At 69.6% G+C, this 25,462-nt stretch carries 21 protein-coding genes, 1 tRNA gene and 1 pseudogene; 12 read left to right on the top strand and 11 right to left on the bottom strand.

Annotation, left to right across the window (positions count from 1 at the left end; genetic code table 11):
- The first annotated feature begins 38 nt into the window (after nt 1-38).
- Entirely contained in the window at nt 39-785 is a 747-nt protein-coding gene (locus tag OG452_RS20670) for a DUF6227 family protein (protein ID WP_327297067.1), read from the top strand.
- Nucleotides 786-958: 173 nt separating this feature from the next.
- Here the strand turns inward: OG452_RS20670 and OG452_RS20665 are convergent, their stop codons facing one another.
- A complete protein-coding gene (locus OG452_RS20665) occupies nt 959-1,936 on the bottom strand; it encodes a helix-turn-helix transcriptional regulator (protein WP_327297066.1) in 978 nt (325 codons plus the stop codon).
- A gap of 249 nt (nt 1,937-2,185) precedes the next feature.
- Between OG452_RS20665 and OG452_RS20660 the strand changes: the two are divergent.
- Both OG452_RS20660 and OG452_RS20655 read left to right on the top strand, forming a co-directional pair.
- A pseudogene (locus tag OG452_RS20660) lies at nt 2,186-2,437 on the top strand (MFS transporter); the annotation flags it as partial.
- Between the two features lie 31 nt (nt 2,438-2,468).
- Nucleotides 2,469-2,696 (top strand): hypothetical protein, encoded by a 228-nt coding sequence (locus OG452_RS20655; protein WP_327299893.1) that lies wholly within the window; start codon nt 2,469-2,471, stop codon nt 2,694-2,696.
- Between the two features lie 165 nt (nt 2,697-2,861).
- On the opposite strand, the gene OG452_RS20650 is transcribed toward OG452_RS20655, so the two are convergent.
- Nucleotides 2,862-3,842 carry a sigma-70 family RNA polymerase sigma factor gene (locus tag OG452_RS20650; RefSeq protein ID WP_327297065.1) on the bottom strand — a complete coding sequence of 327 codons (981 nt, stop codon included), beginning with the start codon at nt 3,840-3,842 and terminating at the stop codon, nt 2,862-2,864.
- Between the two features lie 210 nt (nt 3,843-4,052).
- Between OG452_RS20650 and OG452_RS20645 the strand changes: the two genes are divergently transcribed.
- Nucleotides 4,053-4,580, top strand: coding sequence for a GNAT family N-acetyltransferase (locus OG452_RS20645; RefSeq protein WP_327297064.1), 528 nt, complete (start codon nt 4,053-4,055; stop codon nt 4,578-4,580).
- 103 nt (nt 4,581-4,683) lie between these two features.
- On the opposite strand, the gene OG452_RS20640 is transcribed toward OG452_RS20645, so the two are convergent.
- Nucleotides 4,684-5,463, bottom strand: a complete 780-nt coding sequence (locus OG452_RS20640; protein WP_327297063.1) for a dioxygenase family protein — start codon at nt 5,461-5,463, stop codon at nt 4,684-4,686.
- Between the two features lie 100 nt (nt 5,464-5,563).
- Here OG452_RS20640 and OG452_RS20635 point away from each other — a divergent pair, with 100 nt between their 5' ends.
- Nucleotides 5,564-6,070, top strand: coding sequence for a MarR family winged helix-turn-helix transcriptional regulator (locus OG452_RS20635; protein ID WP_327297062.1), 507 nt, complete (start codon nt 5,564-5,566; stop codon nt 6,068-6,070).
- A 107-nt stretch (nt 6,071-6,177) separates the two neighbouring features.
- On the opposite strand, the gene OG452_RS20630 is transcribed toward OG452_RS20635, so the two are convergent.
- Entirely contained in the window at nt 6,178-7,719 is a 1,542-nt protein-coding gene (locus tag OG452_RS20630; protein WP_327297061.1) for an MFS transporter, read from the bottom strand.
- A gap of 393 nt (nt 7,720-8,112) precedes the next feature.
- Nucleotides 8,113-8,751, bottom strand: a complete 639-nt coding sequence (locus OG452_RS20625) for a TetR/AcrR family transcriptional regulator (RefSeq protein WP_327297060.1) — start codon at nt 8,749-8,751, stop codon at nt 8,113-8,115.
- A gap of 330 nt (nt 8,752-9,081) precedes the next feature.
- On the opposite strand from OG452_RS20625, the gene OG452_RS20620 reads away from it, so the two are divergent.
- Nucleotides 9,082-10,434 (top strand): M6 family metalloprotease domain-containing protein, encoded by a 1,353-nt coding sequence (locus tag OG452_RS20620; protein WP_327297059.1) that lies wholly within the window; start codon nt 9,082-9,084, stop codon nt 10,432-10,434.
- A 58-nt stretch (nt 10,435-10,492) separates the two neighbouring features.
- Here the strand turns inward: OG452_RS20620 and OG452_RS20615 are convergent, their stop codons facing one another.
- On the bottom strand, nt 10,493-12,331 hold the full coding sequence (locus tag OG452_RS20615; protein ID WP_442810060.1) for a class I adenylate-forming enzyme family protein: 1,839 nt from the start codon (nt 12,329-12,331) through the stop codon (nt 10,493-10,495).
- Between the two features lie 441 nt (nt 12,332-12,772).
- Between OG452_RS20615 and OG452_RS20610 the strand changes: the two genes are divergently transcribed.
- The 4 genes from OG452_RS20610 to OG452_RS20595 all read left to right on the top strand — a co-directional run bounded on the left by OG452_RS20610 (nt 12,773) and on the right by OG452_RS20595 (nt 15,165).
- On the top strand, nt 12,773-13,699 hold the full coding sequence (locus tag OG452_RS20610; protein ID WP_327297058.1) for an RNA polymerase sigma factor SigF: 927 nt from the start codon (nt 12,773-12,775) through the stop codon (nt 13,697-13,699).
- A gap of 239 nt (nt 13,700-13,938) precedes the next feature.
- Nucleotides 13,939-14,014, top strand: a tRNA-Arg gene (locus OG452_RS20605).
- A 131-nt stretch (nt 14,015-14,145) separates the two neighbouring features.
- Nucleotides 14,146-14,385: a hypothetical protein gene (locus OG452_RS20600; RefSeq protein ID WP_327297057.1), complete on the top strand. Its 240-nt coding sequence runs from the start codon at nt 14,146-14,148 to the stop codon at nt 14,383-14,385.
- A gap of 120 nt (nt 14,386-14,505) precedes the next feature.
- The gene (locus tag OG452_RS20595) at nt 14,506-15,165 is read left to right on the top strand and encodes a hypothetical protein (protein ID WP_327297056.1); all 660 of its coding nucleotides are present in this window, start codon (nt 14,506-14,508) and stop codon (nt 15,163-15,165) included.
- 157 nt (nt 15,166-15,322) lie between these two features.
- Here OG452_RS20595 and OG452_RS20590 read toward each other — a convergent pair whose 3' ends face one another.
- From OG452_RS20590 to OG452_RS20570, 5 genes are all read right to left on the bottom strand, one after another.
- Nucleotides 15,323-16,120, bottom strand: coding sequence for a hypothetical protein (locus OG452_RS20590; RefSeq protein WP_327297055.1), 798 nt, complete (start codon nt 16,118-16,120; stop codon nt 15,323-15,325).
- On the bottom strand, nt 16,117-16,914 hold the full coding sequence (locus tag OG452_RS20585) for a hypothetical protein (RefSeq protein WP_327297054.1): 798 nt from the start codon (nt 16,912-16,914) through the stop codon (nt 16,117-16,119). Before OG452_RS20585 ends, OG452_RS20590 begins: the two co-directional genes overlap by 4 nt.
- A 388-nt stretch (nt 16,915-17,302) precedes the next feature.
- Nucleotides 17,303-18,700, bottom strand: coding sequence for an MATE family efflux transporter (locus OG452_RS20580; RefSeq protein ID WP_327297053.1), 1,398 nt, complete (start codon nt 18,698-18,700; stop codon nt 17,303-17,305).
- Nucleotides 18,701-18,797: 97 nt separating this feature from the next.
- The gene (locus OG452_RS20575; protein WP_327299708.1) at nt 18,798-20,537 is read right to left on the bottom strand and encodes an MFS transporter; all 1,740 of its coding nucleotides are present in this window, start codon (nt 20,535-20,537) and stop codon (nt 18,798-18,800) included.
- A 318-nt stretch (nt 20,538-20,855) separates the two neighbouring features.
- Nucleotides 20,856-23,402: a D-alanyl-D-alanine carboxypeptidase gene (locus OG452_RS20570; protein WP_327297052.1), complete on the bottom strand. Its 2,547-nt coding sequence runs from the start codon at nt 23,400-23,402 to the stop codon at nt 20,856-20,858.
- 193 nt (nt 23,403-23,595) lie between these two features.
- Here OG452_RS20570 and OG452_RS20565 point away from each other — a divergent pair, with 193 nt between their 5' ends.
- Both OG452_RS20565 and OG452_RS20560 read left to right on the top strand, forming a co-directional pair.
- Complete coding sequence (locus tag OG452_RS20565; protein WP_327297051.1) at nt 23,596-24,309, top strand: GOLPH3/VPS74 family protein; 714 nt, start codon at nt 23,596-23,598, stop codon at nt 24,307-24,309.
- A gap of 259 nt (nt 24,310-24,568) precedes the next feature.
- Nucleotides 24,569-25,426 carry a helix-turn-helix domain-containing protein gene (locus OG452_RS20560; protein WP_327297050.1) on the top strand — a complete coding sequence of 286 codons (858 nt, stop codon included), beginning with the start codon at nt 24,569-24,571 and terminating at the stop codon, nt 25,424-25,426.
- Nucleotides 25,427-25,462 lie beyond the last annotated feature (36 nt).

The following is a 25,462-nucleotide window of genomic DNA, read 5'->3' as shown; positions in this document are numbered from 1 at the left end:
TCCGACCTCATGACTTGCCGCGACGGCCTGGAGTGACCTTGAGCCATTCGCATGAGACGACCGAGGAGCACCTCGCGCGACTCCTCGGCCGCGCACTGAACGCTTTCGAGCTGCCCGATGCCACCGTCGAGCGGCTCGGCTCCGCGCTGGCGCACAGCACAGCGCTGCACTCCTCGCACCACAGCTCGGGCGCCGGGCTGCACCGAGAGACGTACCGGCACACGTTCCTCCTCGCCGACGGCACCGATCTGGCGCTGTGGGAGCTGGTGTACGAGACGGGTACGGGGGCGGGCCCGCAGTACGAGCTGTATCCGGGCGAGGCGGAGGCCAGACTCGCCGTGACCCGGATTCGCGGGGCGGACGCCGCCGCGATGTTCCCGGACGACGATCCGGAGGACGACCTCGGGATCCTGACGGCGCTCCAGTCGGCGCCGCCGCCCGCGGTGGCGAGGACGTATGCGGCCGACCGGTCGGCCGATCACGCCCGCCGGGTGCTGCGCCGCGCGGAGAACCCGGACTGCCCCGGTGAGGACGTCGCCCGGCTGCTGCGTTCCGCGTTCGCCCATCAGATCAGCCAGGCCCTCGGCAGCCAGTGCCGTTTCGAGAGTGTCGGCCCCGCGGCCTTCACCCTCTACGAGCACGCCTTCCTGCTGCTCGACGGCCAGGAGATCAGCCTCTGGGAGGTGGAGCACACCGCGACGCCCGACGGGCGCCATATGTGCGAGGTGTATGCGTCACAGAGCGAGGCCCGCACGGCGATGGAGCTCCGCGCCCGCGTGCGCTGAGACCCGCACCACGGGGCTTCGCCCGCACCGCAAGGCCTCGTGCCGCCGAGCCTCGCTCGCGCCGTGCAGGGCTCAGTACCGCAGGGCCCAGGCCCACAAGGCCCAGTACCGCAGGGCCAGTACCGTAAGCCCGAGCGCCTCGGCGTCCCCCGCGGGCCCGGGCGCTCACCCCGTCATCGGTCGGCTGCCTCTGTTCCCGCCGCGCGGCCCAGCCGGGCCCCCAGCTCCGCCAGGTACTCCACGAGCTCGGGCGGGTGGTGCACGGTGAACTCCGCGTCCACCACCGTGAGTCGTAGCCCCAGCCACTCCAGCGAGTCCGCCACCGGGGCTCTGAGCCGGCAACGCCGTTCGCCCAGCACCTCGGGTGTGCCCATCACGTTCGGCAGCCGGGCCGCCACAAACTCCGCCGGGGCCTCGAAGGTGACGTCGAGATCCACCGAGGGCTGGCGCCGCGAAAGCGACTGACTGACGAACTCCGCCGCATCCCCCACAGGCAACTCACGCGGGACGAACCGCGCCCCGGTCGCGAAGGGCCGGCTCACCCGGTCGACCCGGAACGTACGCCAGTCCTCGCGGTCGATGTCGTACGCCACGAGATACCAGCGGCGCCCGGTGGAGACCAGCCGGTACGGCTCGACCAGCCGCTTCGTCTCCGTACCGTTCCCGGCGCGGTAGCCGAAGCGCAGCCGCTCGGGCCCGGTGGCCGCGCCCGCGATCACCGTCAGCGTGTCCGGGGCGACCGTCGCACCGTCGCCGCTGGTCAGCGGCATCGTGGCGGCCTGGAGTGTGGCGACCCGGTGGCGCAGCCTGGAGGGCAGCACCTGTTCCAGCTTGGCCAGGGCCCGTACGGAGGCCTCCTCGATGCCCTCGACCGCGTGCCCGGCCCCGGCGCGCAGCCCGACCGCGATGGCCACCGCCTCTTCGTCATCGAGGACCAGCGGCGGCATGGCCTTGCCCGCCACCAGCCGGTATCCGCCCTCGGCCCCCAGGGTGGCCTGGACGGGATAGCCGAGGTCGCGCAGCCGGTCGATGTCGCGCCGGACCGTGCGCCTGCTGACGTCGAGGCGCTCGGCGAGTTCACCACCGGGCCATTCGCGCGGAGTCTGGAGCAGCGAGAGAAGGTGCAGCAGCCGTACCGGAGTGTCCGTCATGCCAGTCAGGATGCCTGGGAAGTGGGACATAGATTGACCTATATGCCAAGTTGACTTCCCCGCATGATCCCAACTCCCCAGCCCACCAAGCTGGACGCACAAGCTGCGCAGAACGCGCCGGACGTACAAGACCCGCAGCCGGCCCAGACGGCGCGGGCCGCGCAAGCCTCGCAAGCCGCCCAGGCAGCTCAGGCATCACAGGCCGCGATCAGGGCGGACCGTCGCAGATGGCTGGCTCTCGCCATCGTGATGACAGCGGCCTTCATGGACCTCGTCGACGTCACGATCGTGAACATCGCGATCCCGTCCATCCAGAAGGACACCGGCGCCTCGTTCGGCCAGATCCAGTGGATCACCGCCGGTTACGCGCTCGCCTTCGCCGCAGGGCTGATCACGGGCGGCCGGCTCGGCGACATCCACGGCCGCAAGAAGCTCTTCCTCATCGGGATAGGCGGCTTCACGCTGGCCTCCGCGCTGTGCGGCTTCGCCGCCGGCCCCGAGCGCGACCGGGCCCGCCTTCGTCCACGCGTTCATGGACTCGCTGTGGTGGGTGGCCGGGGTACTCGGCGTGATCTTCCTGCTGATGTTCGCCCTGCCGAAGCGGGCGCCCGCGGCCGGCGGGGCGGACGGGGGCAGCGGGACGGACGCGTCAGCCACCGGCAGTGGGAAGGGCCGCGACAGGACCATCGAAGGGGACTCCAACTCAGGGGACTCCAACGCAGGCGAGGCGCCCAGGGAACCGGCGTTCAGCAGCGCCTGAGCGGACGGCCGCCGGTCTCGGAGCCGGCCCCCAGGTCAAGCAATCGCCGGACGGCGCCTCAGCAGGCGTCGTCCGGCGGTTGGGGTTCTGCCGATCGGGGTCCCGGCGGTCGGGGCCGGAACAGCAAAACTGCGTATCCAGTAGCCGGGTGACCATGCGGGCAGCTCACGCCGCCGCGTCGAAGCCCACATCGTCGGCCATCTTCTTCAGTTCGAGCAGCGCGTGCTTCTCGATCTGACGGATCCGCTCACGCGTCAGCCCGTGCTCCTTGCCGACCTCGGTCAGCGTCCGCTCCCGGCCGTCGTCGATGCCGAAGCGCATCTTGATGATCGAAGCCGTGCGGTGATCGAGCCTGCCGATCAGTTCGTCGAGCTCCTCGCTGCGCAGCAGCGTCATCACGGACTGCTCGGGCGACACCGCCGACGTGTCCTCCAGCAGATCACCGAACTGGGTCTCGCCCTGGTCGTCCACCGGCATGTTCAGGCTGACCGGGTCACGTGCCCAGTCCAGCACATCGCTCACCCGCTCCGGCTTGGTGTCCAGCTCGGCGGCGATCTCCTCGTGCTCCGGGTCGCGGCCGTGCTCGCGGTTGAATTCGCGCTGGACACGGCGGATCCGGCCCAGCTCCTCGACCAGGTGGACAGGGAGCCGGATAGTGCGGGACTGATCGGCTATCGACCGGGTGATGGCCTGCCGGATCCACCAGGTCGCATACGTCGAGAACTTGAAGCCCTTGGCGTAGTCGAACTTCTCGACCGCGCGCACCAGACCCGCGTTGCCCTCCTGGATCAGGTCGAGAAGCGGCAGACCTGCTCGCGGATAGCGGCGGGCCACCGCGACGACCAGTCGCAGGTTGGACCGGATAAAGACGTCCTTGGCGCGCTCCCCGGCGGCAACCAGCGCCTCCAGCTCGTCACGCGAGGCCCCACCCGCCACACTCTGCACGGAACCGTCGAGGATCCGCTGGGCGTACACCCCGGCCTCGATGGTCTGGGACAGCTCGACCTCCTTTTCGGCGTCGAGCAGCGGCGTACGTGCTATTTCGTCGAGGTACATGCCGACCAGGTCGCGGTCGGCGATCTCCCCGCCTACGGCGCGAACGCTGCTTGCCCTGTCGGATCGACGGGCGACGGCACGGGTTGCCATGCGTGCTCCCTAACGTGAGTAACGTGATGAGGTCGCGAATCAGTGGCTTGGTCAGGACTCGGCTTGGTCAGGACTCGGTGTGGTGCAGAACACCCTCTCCGGTGCCCTGCATCTGATGGAAACAACGACTGGAATCCGGACAGAATTCCCATGACCCGCTCTCTTTTTAGTGATCATGCAGTACCCTGTCCGGCCACCAAGGGAGAGCAGATGCTTTCGCAGCGTACGGAAACGCAGGTCAGGCCCGGCAAGGAGGCGGATCTCCAGGGCCTCACCGACCTCTACAACCACTACGTCCGTGAGACTGCGATCACATTCGACACGAATGTCTTCACCCCCGAGGAACGCCGTCCCTGGCTGCTCTCCCACCCTGAAGACGGGCCACACCGGCTGCTGGTTGCGCAGGAGGTACCGTCTGCCCGGATTCTGGGGTACGCAACCAGCAGCGCGTTCCGGCCGAAGGCCGCGTACGCCACCTCCGTCGAGGTGACCGTGTACTGCGCCCCCGACGTGGCCGGGCGCGGGATCGGCACGATGCTCTACAAAGCGCTGTTCGAGGCGCTGAGCGACGAAGATGTTCACCGGGCGTACGCCGGTATCACCATGCCCAACGAGGCATCAGCCGCACTGCACGCACGCTTCGGCTTCACGCCGGTGGGCACGTACCGCGAGGTGGGACGGAAGTTCGGCGTCTACCACGACGTCACCTGGTACGAGAAGGAGCTCGGCGGGAAGTAGTCCGGCGGAAGCAGCCGGGCGGGAAGCAGTTCATCGACAGTCCGGCGGAAGCGGCCCGGCGGCAATCCACCCGGGGCCCGGCGGGCAGGGCCCCGGCCGCCCCCTATCCGAACTGCACCGACCGCTTCGCCAGCCCCATCCAGAAGCCGTCGATCACGTCGCGCCGGCTCTCCAGCCCGTCCCCCGCCGCCCCGAGCGTCACGAACAACGGCGCGAAGTGCTCGGTACGAGGGTGGGCGAGCCGCCCTGACGGGGACTTGTGCTCGAAGTCGAGCAGCGCGTCGATGTCACGCCTCTCCAGCGCCTCCCGCCCCCAGGCGTCGAACTCGGCGGACCAGCCGGGGGTGCCCTCGTGCCGCAGCGCGGCCAGGTTGTGGGTGAAGAAGCCGCTGCCGACGATCAGCACGCCTTCGTCCCGCAGCGGTGCGAGCCTGCGCCCGATCTCCATCAGCTTCCGCGGGTCGAGCGTCGGCATGGAGATCTGGAGTACGGGTACGCCTGCGTCCGGGAACATCTCCACCAGCGGGACGTACGCACCGTGGTCGAGGCCCCGGTCCGGGACGTCCTGGACCGGATGACCCGCGCCGCGCAGCAGCTTCCGCACGCTCTCCGCCAGCAGGGGCGCACCGGGAGCGTCGTACCGGACCCCGTAGTACCGCTCAGGAAATCCCCAGAAGTCATAGACCAGGGGCACGGTCTCCGTCGCACCGAGCGCCAGCGGGGCGTCCTCCCAGTGCGCGGAGACCATCAGAATGGCCTTGGGGCGTGGCAGACCGGCGGACCAGTCGGCGAGCTGGCCAGGCCAGACCGGATCGTCGGCGAGCGGGGGCGCGCCATGGGAGAGGTAGAGGGCGGGCATGCGCTCGGGGGCGATGGCGGGCATGGGCGACAACTCCATTAATTGAAGTCTCAAGCATGTACTCGGGATCAGACCTTAGCCACATCTAGTTTAATATTCAAGAAAGAGTCGTACAGTGGAGCACATGACCTCGGCACCGCCCCCTGACGAACCGCGCTGGCTCAGCGAGGACGAGCAGCGCGTCTGGCGCGCGTACCTCCACGCCACCACGCTCCTGGAGGATCACCTCGACCGCCAGTTGCAGCGGGACGCCGGGATGCCGCACATCTACTACGGGCTGCTCGTGAAGCTCTCCCAGGCGCCCCGGCGGCGGATGCGGATGACCGAGCTGGCGATGGACGCGAAGATCACCCGCTCCCGGCTCTCGCACGCGATAGCGCGACTGGAGCGGAACGGCTGGGTGCGCCGCGAGGACTGCCCGTCCGACAAGCGCGGCCAGAACGCGGTTCTGACGCCCGCCGGCACGAAGGTGCTTGAGCGGACCGCGCCCGGCCATGTCGATGCCGTACGGCAGGCACTGTTCGACCGGCTCTCGCCCGAACAGAGCGGCCAGCTCGGCGAGATCATGCGGGTGTTGGCCGAGGGGCTCCAGCCACAGGATGAGGACGCGGATCTGCCCTGGCTCCGCTGACGCCTCCACTGCTGGGACATCCTGCGGAACCAGGGCAGACTTTCCGTAACCGGGACCGGGCAGACCTTCCGTGCCGGCGCGACCCGGTGACCCGGTGACCCGGTGATTCAGTGCGCGATCACCGGGATCCGCACCTCGTCCTCGACAGCGTCGGAGTCCGCGGAACCGGAGCCCGAGGCCGTCGGAGTGACCGAGGGGCGGCCTGCGTTGATGAACGTCAGCGCGATGACCGAGGCGATCGCGAGGATGCCGACCGCCACCCAGATCGCGTTCGTGTAGCCATGCACCAGCGCCTGGGCCTGGACCAGCTTCGGGTTGCCGCCGGCCGCCGCGTGCCCCACGAGGTACGCGGTGGTGGCGGAGGCGGCGATCGTGTTCAGCAGCGCCGTGCCGATCGCGCCGCCCACCTGCTGCGAGGTGTTGACCATCGCCGACGCGACACCCGCGTCACGCGGTGCGATGCCGTGCGTGGCGAGCGACATGGCGGGCATGAACGCCGTACCCATGCCGAGACCCAGCAGCACCACACCCGGCAGGATCACCGTGGCGTACGAGGAACCGACCTCGATACGGGTCAGCAGCAGCATCCCGACGGCCGCGACGGCGAAGCCGGGACCCATCAGGAACCGGGCGGGCACCCGGGTCATCAGCCGGGCGCCGATCTGCGTGGAGCCCGTGATCATGGCGGCGACCATCGGCAGGAAGGCGAAGCCGGTCCTGACCGAGGAGTAGCCCTGCACGACCTGGAGGTAGTACGTCAGGAAGAGGAAGAGACCGAACATCCCGATGATGGCCAGGCCGAGCGAGGCGTAGATGCCACCGCGGTTGCGGTCGGCGACCACACGCAGCGGCAGGAGGGGGGCCTTGACCTTCGACTCGACGGCCACGAACGCTCCGAGCAGGACGACGGTGGCGACGAACAGGCCGATCGTGACCGGGTCGGACCAGCCGTTGGACGCGGCGCGCGTGAAGCCGTACACCAGCGAGACCAGACCCGACGTGGAGAGCAGGACACCGGGGATGTCCAGCGGCGAACGGTTGCGCCCGCCGACGGGCTCACGGATCACGAAGTACGCACCGAGTGCGGCGACGGCCGCGAACGGGATGTTGACGAAGAACGTCCAGCGCCAGTCCAGGTACTCGGTGAGGAATCCGCCGAGCAGCAGGCCCACGGCGCCACCACCACCGGCGATGGCCCCGAAGATGCCGAACGCCTTTGCGCGCTCCTTGGCATCGGTGAAGGTCACGGCGAGCAGCGACAGCGCGGCCGGTGCGAGCAGCGCGCCGAAGACGCCCTGCGCGGCGCGGGAGGTCAGCAGCATCGCCTCGTTGGCGGCGGCGCCGCCGACAGCGGAGGCCGCGGCGAAGCCGAGCAGCCCGATAACGAAGGCCCGCTTACGGCCCCACAGGTCGCCGATGCGGCCACCGAAGAGCAGGAGCCCGCCGAAGGCGAGGGCGTAGGCCGTGATGACCCACTGCTTGTTGGCGTCCGAGATGCCCAGGTCGACCTGGGCGTGCGGCAGCGCGATGTTCACGATCGTCGCGTCGAGCACCACCATCAGCTGCGCCAGGGCGATGAAGACGAGTGCCTTCCAGCGATTGGGGTCAGGGAGCGATATGTCGGCGTTTTTCGGTATGGATTTTGACATTGATGTTGACATGGCGGTGGCCACCTAGGGGTGCGGAGAGGTCAGAACGGAAGTCGACAGAGCCCGCGGGCGTGCGTCTCGCGGTGTGCGTTTAGCAGGCGTGCTTTCAGCGGGTGTGCTTTTGGCGGGTGTGCGCTCCGGCGGGCGCCTCAGGCGCGTACGCGGGCGTCAGGCATCGAGGTCAGGCGTGCATCGGGCGTCCTGTTCAGGCGTCGTGATCAAACGTCGAGATCGAGCATGGTGTTCAACGGCGTGCAGGCTTCGGTGTGTTCGGGGTTCACAGCGTTCGTTCAGGCTTCGCTGTGTACGTTCAGGCTTCACTGCGTACGTTCAGGCTTCACTGCGTTCAACCGTCGGTGCGATCACGCGTGGAGCCCGGGCATTACGGCTGCGTCACGACGGACGACGCAGGTCTTCAAGAGTCGCCGGTGACCCAGGAAGTACCGTCCGCGCCGAGGCCTGAAGCCCGTCGAGGAACAGCTGCAGATGCCGGTGGACGAAGCGGTCGAGACCCAGACAGCCCGCGCCCGGCAGTGGCCGGGTGAGCTGGGAGAGAGCGACGAACAGATCCCCGACGGCGACATCGGAGCGCAGTTGCCCTTCCTCGCGCGCACGGCCCATGAGGTCCTCCACGGACTCCGCGAGCCGGTCGCGCGCCGCCATGATCTCCGTGTCCGCACGGTCGAAGCCGTCGGAGAGCATCGGGCACAGCGCACCGATCTTCTCTTCGGCAGCCGCGTGCACAAAACGGCGGAGAGCGGCGAAACTGTCGGGCTCTTCGGCGATGGCCGCCTCCACCTGGTCCGCGACGCGGGCCATGACGGAGAGAACCACATGCCGGAAGAGTTCGATCCGGTCGGGGAAGTTGCGGTAGAGCGTGGCGTTGCCGACGCCGGCCCGGCGGGCGATCTCGTCGAGCGGCACATCAGGCCCGTACTCCACGAACATCTCACGCGCGGCCGAAACGATCCGCTCCCGGTTGCGCAGGGCGTCGGCCCTGATGCGCGGCCGGTCGGCGGTGGCGGTTTCCACGGCGCTCCCTTCCCTTTCCCGATCTGGTTCTGGTTCGTTCCCGGTTCCGGTTTTCGTTCTGGTACCGGTTTGTTCCGGTCCCGGGTTCGTTCCCGGACTGTTCTGGTTCCCGTAACCGGGGAGGGTCTCCCCGGTTCTCTGTGACACCGGTGCAAACGGGGAAACGGTCCCCAGTTATTTCCCCCGTCGCATGTGACCCGCATCACGCCCCGAACGTCCGGAAATGTCCCCGATCGGCCCACCCAGCGCGCGCCCCCGCCTCGCCCGACACAGGGTGATCGAACGAGTGCAGCTCGGAACCGTCGGCTGCCGCGGCCCGAAGGCGAAGGCATGCATCAGACCCGCCCCAGGTCGAGCGGCAGCCCCTCCGGCCGTTCACGGCCCCCCCGCTGCCGGATACGATCCCCCCGCCGTCCGCTGGCCGTCGTCACCCTCGCCGTGCTCGCACTGGCCGCGCTGACCTCGGGCAGCACCACTCTGATCCAGCGGACCCCGGCGGGCGGCCCCGCGGCCACCACCGGCCGGCTCTCCGTACGCGCCGATCACGGCGGCTCCGCCGTAACGCTCGGCCCGTGCCGGATCGGCGGCGCGCTGGGCGTCCAGATGTCCGAGGGACTGCCCACCGCACCGGGCTACGCCCGCTCGACCGGCTCCATCCACGCCCTCACGCTCATGGTCGACTTCCCGGACGCGCATGGGTCCGAGCCCCCGATGAAGCGGTACGGCGAGTTCTTCCCACAGACCTCGAACTGGTACCGCACCAGCTCCTACGGGCGGCTCGACTACCACCCCGAGGCCCCCGTCAAACGCTGGCTGCGGATGCCGTCGCCGTTCAGCTCGTACGGAATACAGCGGGGCTCCCCGTACCAGCCTGGCTACCGGCGGCTCGCCCAGGACATCGTGAGGGCCGCCGACCAGCAGGTGGATTTCCGCAAGTACGACCTGATCAATGTGCTGGCCACGCCGAACGCGGGCCCCTCCGCGCTGGACACCGTGCTCTCGGTGACGTTCTCCGGCAATGACGAGGCGCCCGTCGCGGACGGCGTCAAACTCTCCAACATGTCGTTCATCTACAGCCGCCAGGACGACGGATCGGGTTCGTACAGCCACACCGGCTACCGCGTCCTGCCGCACGAGAACGGGCACACCTTCGGCCTCCCCGACCTCTACACCTCCAGCGGCGGCGGCTCGGTCGGGCACTGGGACATCATGTCCGAGGACTGGGGGGCCAACAACGACATGCTGGGCTGGCACAAGTGGAAGCTCGGCTGGCTGGACGACGACCAGGTCAGCTGCGCCTCGACACCCGGCACCCATGAGGCGGCGCTCTCCCCGCTGGAGACGCGGGGCGGCACCAAACTGGCGGTGATCCCGATGTCCGAGTCCGCCGCCTATGTGGTCGAGGTACGGACCCGGGCGGGCAACGACGACGCGGTGTGCCGCCCGGGGATCCTCGTCTACCGCGTCGACGGCGACGTCGACACCGGCCAGGGCCCGGTCTCCGTCCGGGACAGCACCCCGGACAGCGGCGGCTGCACCCTGCGCGCCAATGTGCAGGCGGAACTGTCGGACGCCCCGTACTCGGTGGGCCAGACCTTCACCGACGCGGCGCACGGGATCATCATCAACGTCACCGGCAAGGACAAGGCCGGGGACTACCGGGTACGCATCACCCGCTCCTGAGTCGCTCACCCCCAGCCTCCCCGGCGGATCAGCCGACGGGGATCAGACAGCCGACGGATCAGCCGGCCCGCGACACCTGCTCCTGGACGGGCCCGCGCAGCTCGCGCTTGAGCACCTTGCCCGTCGCGTTGCGGGGCAGCGGCTCCGCCCGTACGAAGACGTACGCGGGGACCTTGAAGGCGGCCAGCGACTCCCCGACGTGCGCCCGGAGCGCGTCAGGCGTGGCCTCGCTCCCGTCCCGCAGCTGCACCACGGCGGCGACCTCCTCGCCGAGGACCGGGCGCGGGACCCCGAGCACGGCCGCGTCGAGCACATCGGGATGCGCGTGCAGAGCGGCCTCCACCTCGACGCAGTACACGTTCTCGCCGCCCCGGACGACCATGTCCTTGATCCGGTCCACGACGCTGACCCGCCCCTCGTGGACGGTCGCGAGATCCCCGGTCCTGAACCAGCCGTCCTGGAAGGCGGCCGCGGTGGCCTCGGGGGCGTTCCAGTACCCGCGGACGAGTGCCTGGCCGCGCAGCCAGAGCTCACCGACCTCTCCGTCACCCAGCGCCCGGCCCGACCGGTCGGCGATGCGCACCTCGGTGGCGGGCGTCGGACGGCCGACACTCCCGGGGTGGGCGCGGTACTCCGCACCGAAGTTCGCCAGTACGCCCCCGCTCGTCTCGGTCAGGCCGTATCCGTTCCGGGGCTCGATCCGCCCGCCGTGCCGGGCCACGACAGTGCGTACGAGGTCGGGCGGGGCGGCCGCGCCTCCGGTGCTGAGCATGGCCAGACTCTCCAGGCCGTCGCCGCTGCGCTCGGCCGCTTCGAGCAGCTGCAGCGCGGTGGCGGGGACGCCCGCGTAGTACGTGACGCCATGCGTGCGGATGACGGTCAGGGCCTTCTCCGCGTCCCACTTCCGCATCAGGACGAGGGTGCCGCCCGCCGACATCGCGGCATAGACGCTGGTGAAGGCGGCCACATGGAAGAAGGGGAAGGTCATCAGCGCCACGGGCGCGGGCCCCTGACCGGGAACCGCGCCGCGCGACAGGGCGGAGGCGGCAGCGTGGTAGAGGGGGTTCATCATGGCGCCGACCTGCGCGAGATGCGTCGCCACCGCACCCTCGGGACGGCCCGTGGTGCCCGAGGTGTAGATGATCGTGGCGTCGTCCTCGGGGCGGATCTCCACATCGGGCGGGCCGAGGGCGGGATCGGCGGCGGGCAGCTCGTCATAGCGCTCGAACCGCTCGTACGGGCTGGGAGCCGCAGCTCCGGACGGACCCGGCCCCGTGCCGTCGGCCCGGCCCGGTCCCGTGCCGTCGTAGTGGAAGGCGACGATCCACGGCCGCACACCCCCGTTCGGCTCCGCCTGCCGCCCGGCCCACGGCAGGACCCGCCCCAGCCGCTCACCGTCGACCAGCAGCACGCGGGGCCGGCAGTCGTCCAAGGCGTACGTGAACTCGTCCTCGGTCCACCAGGCGTTGAGCGGTACGGCCACGAGCCCGGCCAACTCGGCGGCCCAGAAGGCGATCTGCCACTCGGGGTGGTTCCGCATCGCGACCACCGCGCGGTCACCCGGCACGAGCCCGTACACGTCCACGAACCGCCGGGCGAGCGCGGATGCGGCGGCGAAGAACTCGCCATAGGTGTACGTGCCGCTCTCGGCGACGAGGAACGGCTGATCCCCGAAGGCCCAGACGGCTTCGACGAACTCCCGCAAGGTGCGGGGCCCACTCGCGTACACCGGAGAACCGTCCTCCGCAGCGACCACGGCGAAGGGAGCGCCGGGGGCACGCAGCGCGGCTTCGACGGCGGCGGGGTCGGCGACGGAAGCGGCGGCGGTAGCGGGAGCAGGGGCAGCGGCCTGGGCGGCGGGGTCGGGGGAGGCGGTGGGGGGCTCGGTCTGCGGCACTGAAGACCCTCTCTAAGCGCTTGCTCAGTCCCCTGGGACGCTAGGCCCGCATCTGCACGGGGTCAAGAACACGCACTCTCCTCTGCCGTCTTCAACTCCGCTCAACGTGCGAACCAGGAGCATCCCGCATGGGCCGGAAAGGGCAGGGCACAAGAATCCCAGCAGGCCGCAGGCGGAGAGCGGCGACGGAATGACGCATTACACGGCCGTCCAGCAGGGACTCCGACAGGGACTCCGACTGGGACAGCGCCCGAAGGACCGATATGAGGCCACGAGGCCGCAAGCAGAATCCGAGACGAGCGAACCGGAGGCCGACCCAAGGGACAAACAGGGACAAATATCCACATCCATCCTCTCAACTGCCCTGAGGTGATTGAAGCCTCGGCATCCGGGCAGGAGCGGACATTGAACGGGGTCCGCTACTTGGGGAGGCTGAACAACATGACGCAGATGTCCGCGCCTGCCGCCACGACTGAGTCGGCGCCTGCTGAACCGGCGACTGCCGAGTCGGCATTCACGGCTGCCGCGTCGGCACCGCCGGAGGTAGGAGACCTGCCCTGGATCGAGGACGCGGGGAAGGTCGCACCGAAGGACGCGCGAACGCTTTCCAAAATCTTTTTCGACCAGCTCCAGGTCCTCGAAGAGGGCACGCACGAATACCAGTACGCCCGCAACACCCTTATTGAGATGAACCTTTCGCTGGTGAGGTTCGCGGCGAGCCGCTTCCGTCACCGGGGCAGCGGCGAGATGGAAGACATCAACCAGGTCGGCACCATCGGTCTCATCAAGGCCATCGACCGGTTCGACCTGTCTCGCGAAGTTGAATTCACCACATTCGCCGTTCCTTACATCGTCGGCGAGATCAAGCGCTTCTTCCGCGACACCAGCTGGGCGGTCCATGTACCGCGCAGGCTCCAGGAGTTGCGGGTCGAGATCGCCAAGGGGAAGGAACACCTGGCGGTCGAGCTCGACCGCGACCCGACCGTCGCCGAACTCGCCGAGCACCTGGAACTCACCGAGGAGGAGATCGTCGAGGGCATCGTCGCGAGCAACGGCTACACCGCCGGCTCGCTGGACATGCCCAACGAGTCGACAGGCGACGGCCAGGCCACCAAGAGCGGCCGCACCTTCGCCGACGTCCTGGGCGAGGCCGACCCGGCGATGGAGACGGTCGAGGACCTGCACGCCCTGGCACCGCTGCTGAGCAAGCTGGACAGCCGCGAACGCCGCATCGTGGAACTGCGCTTCGGCGAGGAGCTGACCCAGTCCCAGATCGGCGAGAAGCTGGGCATCTCCCAGATGCACGTCTCCCGCCTCCTGTCGCGCATCCTGAAGAACCTGCGCAGCGGAATGCTGGTCGAGGAGTAAACCCGCACGAGGACCCAGGAGAGCGGGGCGTGGCATGCCGGCCGGTCACAAGCCCGGGCGGCCCGCGCACACCACGCACCGCACACTGGGCCCGGGGCCATACCCGGGGGCCCAGGGGCGCTCCCCTCACCGTACGGGCCTAGTCACCGAACGACCCGCGGCCGGCGACGGCAGGACGCACAAGACCGGCCGAGTCGGCATCCGGTACCCTGTCGGGGTCGGTCGCTGGCCGACGGCTCGCCTTCGTAGCTCAGGGGATAGAGCACCGCTCTCCTAAAGCGGGTGTCGCAGGTTCGAATCCTGCCGGGGGCACCAATTCAGAGGGCCCCACATACCCATCTCGGTATGTGGGGCCCCTCTGACATCTACAGCTGACATCAACGAGCGCAGTCACTGCACGGCCGGGTCGCCTCCTGAGCCGGGCGGTCCATGGGGCTCATGGCTTCATGTGGGCATCGCAGAGCGCCGACCCGGTCGTCTGCGCGATCGTCTTCGCCGCCACCGCGGTCCTCGTGCTCGTGCTGAGCCGGTTAGTGAGGCGGGCCAAGGAGGTCGTCAAGGCGGCCCCGCCCATGCACCATCACCACCACCACCACTACAGCGGGCCGGTCACTCAGGACTCGCGGATTATCACCACGCGGACGAGCGGGGAGATCGACAGCACCCGTGACCGGACGGGTCGCTGAGTGGTGATCCGTCCTCGATTCGTACCGATCTCTGCGAAAAGTAAGTAAGCGCCCCGGGATAGCTGTACGTTCACCATCCCCCCACATCGCCATCACGAGAAACACGCGAGGGGAACCCCCATGTCTCAGAACGACCCGAACCAGCCTCGGCAACCGCAGTGGGGTGCCCAGCAGCCAGCCCAGCCGCCCCAGTGGGGGCAGCAGCCCAATCAGCCGCAATGGGGGCAGCCCGGCTATCAGGCGCCCCCGAAGCCGCCTAAGAAGCACACCGCCCGGAACGTGGTCATCGGCTTCGGTGGAGTCCTCGTCGTCCTCATCGTCATCGGCGCCGCCATCGGCGGGGGTGGCGGTGACAAGAAGAGCGATACCGCGAAGGACGCACCGGCGCCCGTGGCTTCGAAGTCTGGGGCGGCCCCCGCGAAGAAGGCTGATGCGAAGCCCGCGGCCAAGCCGAAAGCCAAGCCCGCCGAGAAGAAGAAGGTTTCCGACGTCGCCACGTTCAAGGTCTGGGGGAACGCCCCGGCCGGCGCCCTCGGGCCGATCGACATCACCTACGGCAGCGACACCGAGAACATTCAGGGCCATGGCGTGCCGATGACGAAGACGCTGAAGGTCAGCAAGGACGCGATGTACTACAACGTCACCGCGCAGCTGCAGGGCAGCGGAGATATCCACTGCTCCGTCACCATCGGCGGCAAGACGAAGACCGCGCACGCGCAGGGCGGCTACAACATCTGCTCAGCCCAGCTGTCGGGCGGGCTGTTCGGCGGCTGGTCGTAACCACCGGACCTGAGACCCGGACCTGAGACCGGCCCCGCTTGCCCCCGGCGCGGCACTTCGTGGACGAATACTCGCCGGCCTGACATCACCAACCGACATCAATCCCGCCGGACGGCAACGAACGGGCAGGGCGGCAGCTGTCCACGTCGGCAGATGCCTACGCCAGCAGATCGATGAGCCGTTCGCGGACGTTGTCCTTGCGCGTCTCCGGGTGCGGCACCAGCTTCTCCCGGTCGGCGGGGTCCCGGGCGAGGGCGTGCAGCCGTCCACCGCTGCGGGCCAGCACCAGGTCCCTGCTGCTGCCCGCGGTCTCGGCTGATCCCTGCGCCGTGTAGTCGGTGACGGTGATCAGCGCGGAGCGCTCCGACGCGGCGAGCACCGCCTCGGTGTCCGCTGACTCGTCGGGGTCAGCCGACGAGCCTCGCGGCAGCCACTCGGTGAGCACGTTCAGGGCCTCTTCGAGCTTGTACAGGCCCAACTGGTGGACGCCGAGCGCGTCGATGCGGACCATGAGACAGATCCGCTCGGGCTGGGGGAGCAACAGGATCCGCCACGGCTCCCCCGGACCCGACCCGGTCGTCCGGGCATCCAGCACCTTGCGGGCCCTCTGCTGGAACGCCACGGCGATGCCCAGGTCTCCCTGTACCTGGACCTGCTCGCCCGTATCGCCCGCCAGCAGCAGTTGGCGTGCCGCGAGCGAGCGGACGGCCTCGGCGATCACGTCGTCCGACGGCCTGGCCTCCAGGAAGTCCACGATCGCGTCCACGGCGGTGAGCTCCGCGATGGTGTACGCACCGAGCAGCACCGGTCCCGTGTTCACCAGGTTCACCACGGCCGACACCAGCCCCGAAGGGACGGACGCCTCCCCCGCGTCCGACGGCTTCCCCGCGTCCGCCGATGTCCCCGCGTCCGACGGAGTCGCAGGCGGAACATCGCGCTGATCGTCGTCGCTCATGACGGCCCTCCCGTCTGCAGCAGTCCCACCGCAGGCGGCACACGGCTCTCCCGGAGAACCGCGGCGGCGCTGCGTGAGAGGGTCTCGGTCACCCACACCCCGGAGTTGCCGAACAGCCCACGGCCCGCCCTGCCGGACAGTGACTGTCCCAGCTCACCGGCCAGGTCCTGCCGGTCCGGGGGCGGGAACCGGGCCGCCAGATCCGCGGAAACGGCAGTGACGTCGTCGGCTTCCTCGATCCGGTGCAGCGCCTGGGTCAGCAATCGCGCGACCGGAGGCGTCAGCGACGTCGGCACAGCGAGGAAAGGCACCAGATACATCGGGCGCCGCTCGGTCATCCGGGACAGGCCCCAGGGCCCGACATTGCTGCGCGTGATCCGGTAGACCACGTAGTCCATGAGGTGGCGGAGGTCGCTCACACTGGGCAGCTTCCGCCCGCCGAACGCGGCCGGTGTCTTCTCCAGCTGTACCCAGGTGCCCTGGGCGGTGCGCCCGTGCAGCTTCTCCCGCACCACGTCCCCGCGCATTCCGATGTCGGGGTAGAGCGTCTTGTCGATGTCACGGTGGTGGCTGGACAGCCGCTCGTGACTGACCTTGGCGAACCGCCAGTCCTCGTACAATTGAGGGTCGTCCACCAGCACATGGCCACCGCACAGCACGTCGTGCAACTGGGGCACCTGCAGCCCGTGGCGCTCCAGATCCGAGAGGATCGCCGCCTCCTCCGGGCTGAGCCGGCGAGCGGCCGCGACCAGCCCTTTCCGGTACGCCCCTGCCCGCGCCGTGATCTCGATCATGAGCCGGACCCGGGTACGCACCTCATCGGCCCGCCGGTCACGCGCACTGTCCGAAGCGGCCCCGCCGGGCCGCCTCAGGTGCGTAATCGCCGCCAATGAGTGCTTTCGCTCCACTTTGCCAGTACAGCACGGCAGGCCAGTGCACGCACCGGCTCAGCGGATCCCCGCGCGTACACCCGGCCCGGGGGGTGCGGCTGCGGCTGCCCGGTACCTCGCCCTGTGGTCGTTCGTGGGTTCCCACACCTGTCTGCATCCCGTGCAGTACCAGCGCCATCCGTCCGGGATCTTCGGCCCCGTGGTGCTGGTGTCCTTCCACAGCGGACGGGTCTCGCGGCAGTGGGGGCATTGCGGCGGTTTCGGCACCATGGGTAACTCCTCGGCTCACCGCTCAGCCTTGTGCCTCGGGCGCGGTGCGTCCTGCGGACTCGCCGCTGCCACCCGTACGGGCTACGGGGACCCCCTGCGTACTCAGAAGGGAGCTGTGGCGAGAACTGTGCCGCAGGAACGAGTACGTCTTGGTTCCGGCCTGCAGGAGGTTCGCGCACGCAAGCGCTGCCCACAGGCCCGTCAGGCCGTACGTGTCGGCCACCGGCACCGCCAGTGCGGCAAGTACCCCGAACCACACCGCCGTTGACACCAGACTCGGGCCCGTCCGTCTGAGGCCGACCAGGGCGAAGCCCGCCACGGCCTGCAGTGCGTCCGCGACCACCACCGCGATGACCAGGGGAAGCAGCCTCATCACCTGGTGACTGAGCGAGGCGTCCGTCGTGAACAGGCCCACGACAGGGCCTCGCAGTACCAGCAGCGCCGCTCCCAGCACGGTGACCGCGCTCAGCGCCACCCTGCCCCCCGCCCCCACACTGCGGCGGATCCTCCTGAGGTCACGCCTGGACGCGTAGTCGGCGATCAGCGGGACCGTGGACTGGCCGACCGCGACCGCCGCGGTGAAGATGACGTTCACCATCGACTCCGAGACGCCGTGCACGGCCGCCGCGTCCGTACTGATCCGGGCCGCGGCGAACGTCAGCACGCCCAGCACCGAGAACTTCACCAGGACCGTGCCGCCGAGCGGGACGCCCACCGCGGCCAGCCGCAGTACACGTCGCGGTTCGGGACGGCCGGGGTGCAGCGGCCGGCCCGCCAGTACCGTGCGCCGGCGCAGCGCGAGTTGGTTGAGGCCGGTGCTGATCAGGCTGGAGGCGACCATGGCCACGCCCGCGCCGGTCAGTCCATGGCTCGGGAGCGGGCCCGGGCCGCCGACCAGCAGAATCGACAGCGTGACGGATACGGCGGTTCCCACAAGACCCGAACGCATCACTTGCGCGGAGTGGCCGAGCGCGACCAGGACCGATGTGGCCGACCCGCCGACGGCCATCAGCAGCACACTGCCCGCCAGCAGCCAGGGCAGCAGCCCCAGTTGGTGGAGTACGGCGGGCTGTACGCCCCAGAGCCGGCCGATGAGCGGGACCGAGGCGACCACGGCCGCGCACAGCCCGCCGACCGCGAACGCCAGCCACATCCCGCTCCGTACCAACGGCAGCAGTTCGTCCGGGTCCTCACGGTGGGGCGTGATGAACGGCATCACCCCGCGCAGCGCCCCGGCCACGGTGGCGGTGGCCGGCCCGAAGACCGCCACCGCCACCGCGAACGCGGCCAGTGAGGCAGTCGCGTGCCGGCCCAGCAGCACTGTGTCGACGAGCGAACCCGCCGACGCCACCAGGGTGGTGACGTAGAGCGGAGCTGCGGTCCTCGCGATGGTCATGAACGCGCTGCGGTGGTGGCTCACATACGGGGATCCTGCCACTCAACGCGGCAGGGGGCGCGGAACATCACCTCGGGGGCAGCCCAGCGTCAGGGATGCCCCGAGTCGGGACGCCCCGGCGTCAGCTGCTGGCCGGGCCGCCCGCGGGCAGGGTGTCCTTCAGTTCGTCGGGGCACGGTGTCCCGCGCGGCAGTTGGTAGGGCGAAGCCAGGTGGTAGACACCGGCCTTCGGGGCGAGCAGTTCCGTCCACTCGTCGCCGTCCGCGTCCTTGTCCGCCTTCACCAGGCAGCCGTGCGTGTTGGCGAAGACCTTCGGCTGGCCCTCGTCGCGCCCCTGGGATGCCTGCGTCTCCTGCGGTGGCTCGACGCTCTTGCCCTTGTCATCGACCAGACCCAGCCACGGCGAGTACGGGACCCGGATCAGCACCCGGCCCCGCTTCCGTACCCGGACGGTCACCCCACCCTCCTCGGCGCGCTCCACGGTGCCCGGCGGGTCGGCCATCGGCGTCGGCCGGTCGACTGCGAACAGTTGCCAGTTGTCGTCGGCCCAGAGCCGCTTCAGATACGGCAGCCCGTCCTGGACGAGCTTCTCCTCCTGGCCCGCCCCGCTGTCCGGCGCGCCCTTGGGCAGTACGACGTACCGCACCGCCCAGCGGGCCAGCCAGGAACGGTAGTTGACGGAGTCGAGCGTGTCGTCGTAGAAGAGCGGGTTGCGCTCCATGTCGGCCTGGCGGTTCCAGCCGCGGGCGAGATTGACGTACGGGGAGAGCGCGGAGGCCTCCCGGTGGCTCTTGGCCGGGACGACCTCGACCCGGCCCTTGTCCGCGCTCCTCTTCTGGAGCTGGTTGACCAGCGGGGCCAGTTCCCGGGTCCAGGAGGCGGTGGGGGCGGTGCGCACCACGTCGTCGACGCTCTTGAAGCCGATCCACACATTGAGCCCGGCGAACGCGATCACCAGCGCGTACCACTTGCGCGAGTTCGGCACCGTGTACGGCAGCGCCGCGAGCAGCACCACCCCCGCGAAGAGCATCGGCAGCCGGGAGATGTTCGAGCCGATCTCCGAGTTGATCAGCCAAGTGAGCACGACCCCCAGCGCGTAGACCGCCGCGCCCGTACGGACCGTGCGCCACTCCTTCGGGACCAGGAAGAGGACGAGCACCCCGTACAGCAAGGGGAGCGAAGCCGTCCCCACCGACATCGGCTGGGTGCCGGAGAACGGGAACAGCCAGGCGGACAGCGCGACCACGGCGACCGGCGCTAGCCCCAGCGCGTAGGCGCCGGGCCGCCGCTTGTTGAGGAAGAGCGCGGCGGCCACCACGCCTAGGAAGAGCCCGGCCACGGGACTGCTCGCGGTGGCGAGCCCGGCGAGCGGTGCGGCGACCCAGGCTTTCGCCCAGCGGCGGGCGCGCCAGCGGTACGGCCAGCAGAAGACCGCGGCCACCGCGCCCAGCGCGAACATCGTGCCGAGGCCGAACGTGACCCGGCCGGACAGCGCGTTGCAGAGAAACGCGAAGTCGGCGGCGAGCGCGCACAGCAGCGGATTACGGACGGCTCGCAGTCGCACGAGGATCAGCGCGGTCAGCGCGGCCGAGACCGTCCCGGCGATCATCATCGTCGTACGGACACCGAGCACGGACATCAGATACGGCGAGACCACGCTGTACGAGACGGGGTGCATCCCGCCGTACCAGGCGAGGTTGTACGCGGACGCGGGATGGCGGCCGACGAACTCGGCCCAGGCGTCCTGCGCCGCGAGGTCGCCACCGCTGTTGGCGAAGAAGAAGAACCAGAGGATGTGCGCGACGGCGGCCACGGCGGTCGCGGTGAGGACGGGGCGTGCGGCCAGCCAGGTCCACGGCATCCGGTCCGATGGCCGCTGCCCCGGCCCGTCGCCCCGTGAGAGCAGGCGGGTGCGGCCCCCGGCACGGGGGCCCCCTCTGCCTTCTTCACGTGTCGGGTCTGCTGTGGTCACCAAGGCTCGCTCTCCTGCGAAGGAGGACGCAGTCCCCGCGCCCAGAGTTGCCCAGCGACGCTAACACGTACGAAACGGGCTGCCGCCGCCGGTCGTGAAGGCCGGCGACGGCAGCCCTGATACTCACTCGGACGCCTGGTCAGGTGCCGGAGCGGGCGTCCGGCCGGACACCCGGTCGGCTGCCCGGCCGGGGGCCCTGCCGGGTGCTCAGCCGACGCGGGTCAGCTTCGCTCCGAAGCCCGGCTCGGGGAGATCCTTCTGGAGGGCGACCGGGGCGGAGACCTTGCCCGGGCCGGAGCCGACGGTCAGCCGGCCCACGACCGTCCCGGCCTTCGCCGAGTGCGGAATCGACTTGCTGTTGCCGATCTTGATGTCGACCTTCAGGCCGGCCCAGCCTGCCGCCTCGAAGTCCTTGGTGGCGACGACCGGGGTCTGCCCGCCGAGCCCGTCATCGACATACCCGACGACCTGCCCCTTCTTCACCACGTTGTGCGAGGTGAGGGCGGACTCGGTGGCCAGCAGCGCTGTCTTGCTCACCGCGTTCACCGTGTCGATGATCGGCGTCTTGTGCTGCGAGAGGATCGCTCCGACGATGTACTGCGTCGTGCCGCCGACCTTCTGCTCCGCCGCGAAGAGCAGGCTGGCACCTGCGTTGGTGGTGGAACCGGTCTTGATGCCGAGCGAACCGTTGTAGGGCACCAGATGGTTGTAGTTGCCCCAGGTCTTGCCCGACGGGTCGGTCCAGCTCGGGAGCTTCGTGACGTCCATGAGCGCCGGCATCTTCACGAGCTCCTGGCCCAGCTTCACCTGGTCGGCAGCCGTGCTGACCGTGGACGCGGTCAGCCCCGAGGGGTCGGTGTACTTCGTCTGCGTCATGCCGAGCTTCTTGGCGGTGTCGTTCATCTTCTTCACGAACGCCGCTTCCGAACCCGCGTCCCAGCGGGCGAGCAGCCGCGCGACGTTGTTGGCCGACGGGATCATGATCGCGCTGAGCGCGTCCTTCTCGGAGAGGACGTCGCCCTTCTTGATGGTGTTCAGCGTCGACTCGTTAGCGCTCTTGTCGTAGTGGCCTTCCTTCTCCGCCGTGGCGTCGACCGGAATCGACGCGCCCTTCGCACCGGGCTTCATCGGGTGGTCCTGCATGATCAGGTAGGCCGTCATCGACTTGGCCATACTCGCGATCGGCACGGGCTTCTCGTCACCGAAGCTGTCCACGGTGCCGAGCCCCGCCACGGAGATCATTCCCTGGCCCTCGCCCGGCCAGGGCAGCGAGACCTTGGACCCGCCGAAGGAGTACGACGGTGCCGCGGTCAGGGTCAGACCCGGGTCGGGGAGCGGACGGACTGCCTGTACGACTGCAAAGATGATCAGCAGCAGGACCACCAGCGGTGTCCAGATCTTGAACCGGCGGACGACGGTGCGGACCGGGGTCTCCGGCGGGGCCGGCTTGTTCGTCAGCTCGGCGAGCAGGTCGAGCGGCGGCTTGGGCGGCAGCGGCTGCTGCCGGGTCGGCTCGACGATGCCCGGCTGCGTGGCACCGGCACCGCCGACACCGCCGACACCGACACCGCCGGCACCGGCTCCGCCGGCCGCTCCGGTGGCACCGGGGGCGGCGCTGCTCGCTGCCGGGATCTCGGCCGGGGGCTTGGCGGGCGACGGGACCGGGGCGGGCCTCTTCCGCTCACCGGGTACGTCGTCGGGCCGCAGCGGCACGAAGGTGCTGCGCTTCAGGGTGGTGGTGGGCTGGTCGACCGGGCGGGAAGGGACGCGGAAGATGCCAGTGGGCTGATCGACGGCCTCGTCGGCGGGCTTCGGGGCGGCCTCCTGACCGTCCTTCGCGTCATTCTTCGGGGGCTTCGCGCCGCCCTTTTCGCTGTCCTTCGCGCCGTCCTTCGCGTCGTCCTTCGGGGTGGGCTTTGCGTTTGCTACAGCAGGCTTGGCTTCCGGCTTCGCGTCGGGCTTGTCGGCTTCGGCCTCCACTTCGGCCTCTTCCCCGTCGGCGCCGGGTCCCGCGTCGGCCTTGGGTTCAGCCTTGGGTTCAGCCTTGGGTTCAGCCTCGGCGGCACCCTTGTCCTCGCCGTCGGAGTCGGCACCAGCACCACCGGGCGCCTTCGCGCCCCCGCCCGACGTGGCCGTGAGCGTGTCCGTGACCGTTCCGGTCGCCGTGTCGTCCGGCGCCTCGTCGGAGGCCACGTCGCCGTTCACCTCGGCGGGGCTCTTCGCGCCGCCTGGAGCGCCCGTGTGCGCCTCCGCGCCCTCCGGGGCGCCGTTGGGTGCATCGGGCACGGATTCGGCCCCGGAGGCGCCCTGAGCGTCCTCACCCGTCGACCTCGCGTCCGGATCCGCGTCACCCTCGTCGCCCGTCTCCGGCGTGTCGGCGGGAGTCGGGAGCTTCACGTGGGTCGCCGAGGCGTCCGCAGCACCGTCCTCACCGGATGCACCGGCCGCGCCGGATGCACCGGACACGCCGGCCGTACTGCCCGCGTCGGCCGCATCAGCCGCGCCACCCGCGTCCGCCCGATCCGGCGCCCCCGACGGCTCGCCCGCCGGCCCATCCGCCGGGTCGTCCGCCGCCGCGACCCACGCGGCCACCGCCTCACGCAGCCGTGCGTCGCCCGACTGCGACCCGGACACCGCGCTCGCTTCCGGATCCGGTACCGAGCGGAAGACCGCAAGCCTCGGATCGCTCGTATCGGGAGCCGTTCCCTCTGACGACTTCCGCTGCTCCGACTTGTCGGGGGACTCGCCCGCCACCGATGCCTCCTGGATACGCCGCGCGGGATTTCCCGCCTGTCCGAACCATCTACCAGTGTCCTGTGTGGGCGCTTAACCGCTGCACTGGACGAGAACGACATACATCTAGATTCCGGTACAAAACACCCAGGCGCCCTCGACAGACCAATGTGAGAGGGGTCACCCTGTCACTCATCCACGCGGGGAGGCATGGATGGGCAGGAGCCGCAGAACGATTCCGGAAGAGCTTCTACTGCTCGCTCTGGACCCGACCACGGGTACCACAGCGCAGCCGCAGTCGCTCGACCTCGGCCTGGCCGGAGCACAGCTAGTAGAGCTGGCTCTGGCAGGACGGATAGCCCCGGACGGGGATCGTATCGCCGTGGTGATGGCACGGCCGACAGGAGATCCAACACTGGACTCCGCACTGGAACTGCTGCGCAGGCGCGGCAGCCCGGTCCGGGCAGTGCACTGGATCGGCGGGCCCCGGCTGGGGCTCCGTCAGATTTACCTCGCTCATCTGGAGCGGTGCGGCATGGTGCATGCCGTGGCGGGCCAGATGTGCGGAGTGCTGCCGACGACTCGCTACCAGGCGACGGAGACAGCGATCAGCCGGGATATCAGGGCCCGGCTGGACAGTGCGATCCGCACCGGCGTACCGCCGGACCCGCGGACCGCGGCGCTCGCCGCGCTCGCTCACGCAGTGGGGCTCGGCAAGCACCTCTACCCCGGCAACGAGGGGCGCTCATCACGCTCCCGCCTCCGGGACTTGATCAGGCATGACCCCATGGGCGGTCTCGTGGCGCACGCGGTCATGGACGTTCAGAACGGTGCGGTGGCACAGCCGCGCCGTGCCGCACCGGCACCGGGCAACGCCGCGCCGATGCAGTCGCACCACGGGCCCATGGCCCGCGTGGCGGCGCACTGAGCCCAGCCGCACCGGGTGAGCTCAACCGCAGTACGAGCACCAGCATGAGCACCAGAGCCGCCGCACCGACGTCCCAAGGACCCGGTTCGGGAGCCGCAACACAAGCGCGCGGGGCCGGCACGTCGCCGGCCCCGCGCGCTCACTCTCTGGCCATTTCCCAGCGCAGCGCGTTGCATTGATGGCAATCTGCTGAGCAGTAAGACCTACCGGGCACATCGCGGTAGGGCTCAGCACGTTCAAAGCCGGAGGTGCAGTTCCCGTGGCGTCCAACGTCAATCCCACTGTCAGGCGGCGCCGGCTCGGCCAGGAGCTGCGCAGGCTCCGTGAGCTCAAGGGCATGACGGCCGAAGAGGTCGCCGAGCGCCTGCTCGTCTCCCAGTCGAAGATCAGTCGCCTGGAGAACGGCCGCCGCTCCATCAGCCAGCGCGATGTCCGCGATCTCTGCGGTGTGTACGAGGTCGAGGACCACCGGATCGTCGATTCGCTGATGCAGATGGCCAAGGACTCCCGCCAGCAGGGCTGGTGGCACGCCTTCGGCGACATCCCGTACAGCGTCTACATCGGCCTGGAGACCGACGCGGCCAGCCTGCGCGTGTACGACCCGCAGGTCGTCCCGGGGCTGCTGCAGACGAAGCAGTACGCCGAGGCCCTCATCGCCGGCGCGCTGCCGGAGACCGCCGTGACCGACATCGAGAAGCGGGTCCAGGTCCGGCTGCGCCGCCAGGAGCGGGTCAGCGCCGACGAGTCCCCGCTGCGGCTCTGGGTCGTGATCGACGAGTCGGCGCTGCTCCGGGTCATCGGCGACAAGCAGCTGATGATCGCCCAGCTGGAACACCTCGTCGAGCTGTCCCAGCTCCCCCATGTCACCGTGCAGGTACTGCCGTTCGCCGTGGGGGCGCACCCCGGCATCAACGGCCAGTACGCCATTCTGGAATTCCCGGACGCGGCGGACTCCAGCGTGGTCTACATCGAGGGCGTCACCAGTGATCTCTATCTGGAGAAGGCGCACGATGTGCAGAAGTACAGCGTGATGTACGAGCACTTGCGCGCGCAGGCCCTCAACGTGGACCAGACGCGGCAGTTCATCATGGATATCGCCAAGGGTTACGCGCGCTGAATAGCCGAGATGTCCGATTCCTGAATTCGGAGTCGG

The organism is Streptomyces sp. NBC_01197, assembly GCF_036010505.1.
Lineage (GTDB): Bacteria > Actinomycetota > Actinomycetes > Streptomycetales > Streptomycetaceae > Streptomyces.
Note: the sequence above shows the minus strand (reverse complement) of the source record. Positions and strands in the feature narration are given on the sequence as shown.